At 69.5% G+C, this 5469-nt stretch carries 4 protein-coding genes; 3 read left to right on the forward strand and 1 reads right to left on the reverse strand.

Annotated elements, in window-relative coordinates; translation table 11 throughout:
- The coding region (locus D7W82_RS42040) for a serine/threonine protein kinase (protein ID WP_233588187.1) at positions 1-2204 on the reverse strand (2204 nt) is incomplete at its 3' end.
- A 188-nt stretch (positions 2205-2392) separates the two neighbouring features.
- Here D7W82_RS42040 and D7W82_RS38070 point away from each other — a divergent pair.
- The 3 genes from D7W82_RS38070 (at position 2393) to D7W82_RS38080 (ending at position 5227) form a co-directional block, all read left to right on the forward strand.
- Complete coding sequence (locus D7W82_RS38070; protein ID WP_120622953.1) at positions 2393-4291, forward strand: ribonuclease R family protein; 1899 nt, start codon at positions 2393-2395, stop codon at positions 4289-4291.
- Positions 4292-4533: 242 nt separating this feature from the next.
- On the forward strand, positions 4534-4878 hold the full coding sequence (locus D7W82_RS40305; RefSeq protein WP_147439756.1) for a hypothetical protein: 345 nt from the start codon (positions 4534-4536) through the stop codon (positions 4876-4878).
- Positions 4871-5227, forward strand: a complete 357-nt coding sequence (locus D7W82_RS38080) for a hypothetical protein (RefSeq protein ID WP_120622952.1) — start codon at positions 4871-4873, stop codon at positions 5225-5227. Before D7W82_RS40305 ends, D7W82_RS38080 begins: the two co-directional genes overlap by 8 nt.
- The last annotated feature ends 242 nt before the right edge of the window (positions 5228-5469 follow it).

The raw sequence follows: 5469 nt of genomic DNA on the forward strand, positions 1-5469 counted from the left end.
GAGCGGGCGGGAGGCGAGGACTGCCTGCGGGAGGACGGCGAGCGGCGGACCGCGGGCGTCTTCTCGGGGGCCTCTTCGGGAGGCAGGGACGGCACGCGGGAGATGGCCGTCTCGCCGTCGTTCAGCAGGGCCTGCGGCGCGGTGTGGGGCTGGGTGACGCGGAGGCTGTCCTGCGTGGCGGACCGTGAAGGCCGGGGACGGGAGTCCTCGGCGCTGGTGTTCGAGGCGTCGCGAGGAGGGCGGGGACGCGAGTCTTCCGCGCCGTTGTTCGAGGCATCGCGGCCCGACCGGGCACGCGCAGCGTCGGAGGAGCTGTTCGCGGCATCGCGAAGAGGACGGGCACGCGCGTCGTCGGTGGATCCATTCGCGGCATCGCGGCCAGAACGGGCACGCGCATCCTCGGTGGATCCATTGGCGGCATCGCGAAGAGGACGGGGACGGGAATCCTCACCGGACGCACTGAAGGCCTCACGCGGCGGTTTGGGCCGAGCCTCCTCGGGAGGCGCGTTGAAGGCTTCACGCGGCGGACGGGGCCGCGCGTCCTCGGCGGATCCATGGGCCGCATCACGGCCACCGCGCGAACGCGGATCCTCGGAGCCATTGGCGGAGTCCCGCGCGGAGCGCTGCCGTGCATCGTCCGAGGCTCCCTCCCGGGCGGACCGGGCTCGGCCTTCCTCGGACTCCCGTCCCCCTCGGGCCCGAGGCTCGTCGGGCGGCGGCACGAATGACGGCGGCTCCTTCGCATGCCGCGCCTTCGGGTCCTCGGCAGGCTGCGCGCCCATGCGCGACAGCGGCGTGAGGATGGTCTCCCCTTCGGCATAGCCGGGGGACGCCGTCACGGGCGCCGTGATGCGCAGCGACGAATCCAGCATCACCGGAGGCAGGGCCGGCTGGGTGCGCACGCCCGGTTCGGAATCATCGGGCTGCGCGGACAGCTCATTCGTGGGCGGAGGCGGCCGGAGCGTCTCCGTGGGAGGCGACACCCGGCGGGAGGACGGCTGCGCCGCGGGCTTGCGGACCGCCAGCTCCTCCGTCGTGTTGCGGCGCCCAGCAGGAGCCGGCGGAGCCTTCGCCGGAGCGGGAGCCTTGGCAGGCGCCGCGGGCGCGCGAGGCGGCGGCGCGCTCGCGGGCGGAAGCGTGGCCGGCTCCGGGACGTCCCCACCCCGGGCGAGCACCTGCGCCACCTGCGTCTCGCTGGAGGTGCCGTCCCCGGACGACTGCCCGCTCATGAGCAGCAGGCGGGTCTGGTCGCGGCGCTCGGCGAACAGCCGCAGCATCAATTCGCTGCTCTGTTCGGGGTGCCAGATGCGCTGGCCCACGGCGCGCTCGATGGCGCGGGCGAACTCCAGCGTGGTGCCGTAGCGGTCCTCGCGCCGCTTCGCGAGCGCCTTGAGGACGATGGCGTCCAGCTCCGGCGGCACTTCCTTGTTCACGCGCGAGGGCGGAGGCACGTCGCCGCTCAGCACGGCGTTCATCATGGCTTCGGCGCTCTTCGCGTAGAAGAGGCGCATGCCGGTGAGGCACTCGTGCAGCACCACGCCCAGGCTGAACAGGTCGCTGCGGGCGTCCAGCGGGTCGCCCATGATCTGTTCCGGGGACATGTAGCCGCTGGTGCCCTTCACCATGCCCACGGCGGTGCGGCCCGCGCGCGCCAGGCTCTTGGCGATGCCGAAGTCGAGCAGCTTGGTGACGCCCTCGTACGTCACCATGATGTTCTTCTCGGCGACGTCGCGGTGGACGACGGGCGAGGGCCGGCCCAGCGGGTCGGTGAAGCTGTGCGCGTAGTTGAGCGCCACGGCCGTGTCGCGCACGGCCATCAGGCTCAGGCCCATGGGGATGGGCTCATGGGCGGTGCGGCACGCGCGGGCCACCTCCACCAGCGTGGCGCCCGGGACGAACTCCATGGCGAGGAACAGCTCGCCGTCCGCCACGTCCAGGTCGTACACGTGGGCGATGTGCGGGTGGTTGAACGCGGCCGTGACCTTGGCCTCGTCCAGGAACATCCGGACGAACTCCTCCTCGCCGCGGATGTCGGGGAGGATCTGCTTCAGCACGACCATCTTGCGGAAGCCGGCCGCGCCCTTCTGGGCCGCGAGGAAAATCTCCGCCATCCCGCCTGTCGACAGGCGGCAGAGCACCTCGTACTTGCCCAGCACCCGGCCACGGAACCCGTCCGGGGTGAGCGTCAGCGTCGTCCCAGCCATTGAAGGGGTCCGACTCTACACCGGGGCAGGCACCGGCAGGAAAGGCCCGGGACCCCGTTTCTGGCCGGATGCCAGGGGTTATGGGGATGCGCCTCCGTCCGGGTGAGGACGGGGTTTCCAGGCCGGAGGCGCGCGAACGGTCCGACATCTCCCCGCTGACCCGTGACGTGGGCTACGACGGCACCGACATGGACACCTCCGCTTCCCCGCGCACCGTCACCGGCCGCGTCGACGTGCATCCCCGTGGCTTCGGCTTCCTCACCGTGCAGAAGCCCGGCACCCCGGAGGTGCTGTCCGCCTTCATTCCTCCTCCGGACCTGAACCCCCTCTTCGCGGGTGACGTCGTCTCCGCCACCGTGACCGCGTCCGGCGAGGGCCGGTGGACCGCGTCCGGCCTGTCGCTCGTGGAGCGCACCCGCACCGTCGTCTACGGCGAGGTCGTGTCGCGCAAGGGCGCCTTCTTCCTGCGCATCGACAAGGAGGTCTCCAACACCGACTGGCCCCTGGACCCGGGCACCACCCCCGTCCAGCACAACGACGCCGTCGTCGCCCGTATCGCGGACGGCAAGGTCGTCCTCCTCTACCGCCTGGAGCCCGGAGCGGACCGCTCCCTGGAGCGGGTCATCGCCCGTCACGGCCTCCACCGGGACTTCCCCGCGGAGGTCGTCCAGGAAGCCCTCCGCGCGAAGGAGACCCCCCACGCCCTGGGCGGCGCCCGGCGCGACCTGCGCTCCATCCCCACCGTCACCGTGGACGCGCCGTCCACCCGCGACATCGACGACGCCATCTCCGTGCTGCCCGCGGGCCCTGACGGCGCCGTGCGCCTGCTCGTGTCCATCGCGGACGTGAGCGAGTCCGTGAAGGAGAACACCCCCCTGGACCTGGAGGCCCGCGCCCGCGCCACCAGCGTGTACCTGGCCGGCCGCGTGCTCCCCATGCTCCCGGAGGAGCTGTCCGCGCACTGGCTCAGCCTGGTGCCCAATGAGGAGCGCCACTGTCTCACCGTCGAATTGCGCATCGACCCCGACGGCCGCGTCACCTCCGCGGATGTCTATGAAAGCCTCATCCGCTCCTGGGCGCGGCTGAACTACGACGAGGTCGCGGCCTTCCTCGACGACAACTCCATCTCTCCCGCCATGGGGCCCGTGCGTGAGGCCATGCCCTGGTTCCGTCTGGCATCCGCGCGGCTCGCGGTGTCGCGCGCGGCCCGAGGCGGCATGACCATGTCCCGCGACGAGGCGCGCTTCACCTTCGACACAGCCACCGGCGCCGTGTCCGGGCTGGCCGGGGAGAAGGACACCTCCGCGCACAACATGATTGAGCGCTTCATGGTCGCGGCCAATGAGGCCATCGCCACCTGGCTGATGACCCGTGGCGTGCCCACCGTGTATCGCGTGCATGAGCAGCCGGATCCGCAGCGCGTGGCGGACGTGAACGCGTTCGCGTTGCACTCGGGGTTCGCGGCGGGCTTTGGCACGCAGATCACCCCGCTGGCCCTGGCCGCGTTCGACCGGCAGATCTCCGGAGCGAAGGCGGAGCCCGCGCTGCGCTCCGTGCTGCGCCGTTCGCTGGGTCCGTCCCGCTACACGGTGAAGCCCGGCCCGCACTTCGGACTGGCGGCGCCGCTGTACCTGCACTTCACGTCGCCCATCCGCCGGTACGCGGACCTCGCCGTGCATCGGCTCATCAAGGCGTACCTCCACGGCCGGCGCGACTTCGTGCACGAGGACCCGGAGATTGAAAAGCTCTCCCAGCACATCAACGTGCGAGCCCGCTCCGCCAACCGCGCGGAGGGGGACCGCCACCACGAGCTGGAGGCGCGCTTCATGTCCACGCGCATCGGACAGCAGTTCCCCGCGCGCATCGTGCGCGTGAAGCCCTTCGGCCTCGTCGCGCAGCTGGATGGCATGTGGGTGGAGGGCATGGTGCCGGCGGAAGGACTCGCGGGCGGTCCCTACCGTCCGGACACGCGGGAGCTGTCCATGGTGGGCAAGACGCGGACCTTCACCGTGGGCATGCCCATCAACGTGAAGGTCGTCTCCACGGATGAGCAACTGGGTCGGGTGGAGTTCGCCCTGGTGGAGTAGGCCGTTCACCTTGAGGATGAGCCATGAGTGAATCGACAGACCCTGGCTTTCATGGCGCCTGTACGTGGGATGTTTTGGATGAAGGCCCCGGCGCGCAGAACTCTCCGCGGCATTTCTTCCCCGGAAACACAGCCGCAGGACAGGATGGTCTGCTGGTACGTGTCACGCCAGCAGAGGGTGCACCCTGGCTGGGGATGTTCGCGCGCGGGAAGCTGGGAAACGGAGTCAGCGGTGTCCTCGCCATGCCGGACCCAGAGAAGCTCTGTGTCGTGTCGCGAGGCGCGGGCTACCTCGTCACGGCGCGCGACCCCAGTGCCTGGGAAGCAGTCCAGGTAATGCCCGTGACGGACGTCCGCGCCGTGCCTTCAGCTGGAGTCGTGGTGTTCGCGGACTTCACCGAAATGGTGGCCTACGGCGCGGAAGGCCTGCGGTGGCGGACGAAGCGGCTGTCATGGGATGGCTTGAAGATCATCCAGGTGACGGAGCGCTCCATCATCGGTGAGTACTGGGACATGCGGACGGAGATGATGCAGACGTTCGAGGTCGACCTCTCCAGCGGCGCCCAGAAGGGCGGCGTGGATGAGTGAGGGCCTGAGCGGCGTGTTTTCGATTCCTGACGAGCTTGAGCTCTTGGAGTTCTTCTGCGCGGACCCGGTTGAACGGTCCGTCGAGGATGGCTACTGGTGCTACGAGGTCACGGACCGCCGTGGCGTCAGATTGCGGCTCTCATTCAATCTCTTCGAGCGATCGGTACAAACGGCCCTCCAGGTCATGGACTCGCCGCTGATCACCGTCTCCCATGAAGGAGCGGAGTCAATGACAGTCGCGGGCCAGACAATGACATGCCGCTTTTCGTATAAAGGAAGCGATGCCCGGCTGGTGTTGCGCCTGGGCGATTCAATCCAGCTGGATTGGTCAAGCCTTCGCAAAGAGTGACAAGGCCACGATGATCTCAGAGACGAGCAAGGCCTGGATTCAGGCCGGGAAGATCCTCGCGGAGAATCCAGGGGCCCAGGTCCGTTGCCCGGAGAAGGGAGACGGCTTCCTCACCGGTAAGCGTTCAGGGGGCTTGGCGACCGCGAGCGTGAGATGGATTCAGGTTCCGGGCAGCAGCGATGGTGCGGGAGTGCCGTGGAGATGGGCTTCAAGGGACGCAGTGAGAGCGTCGAGCACGTTGC

It is taken from the genome of Corallococcus sp. CA049B, assembly GCF_003611685.1.
In the GTDB taxonomy this organism is placed as follows: domain Bacteria; phylum Myxococcota; class Myxococcia; order Myxococcales; family Myxococcaceae; genus Corallococcus; species Corallococcus coralloides.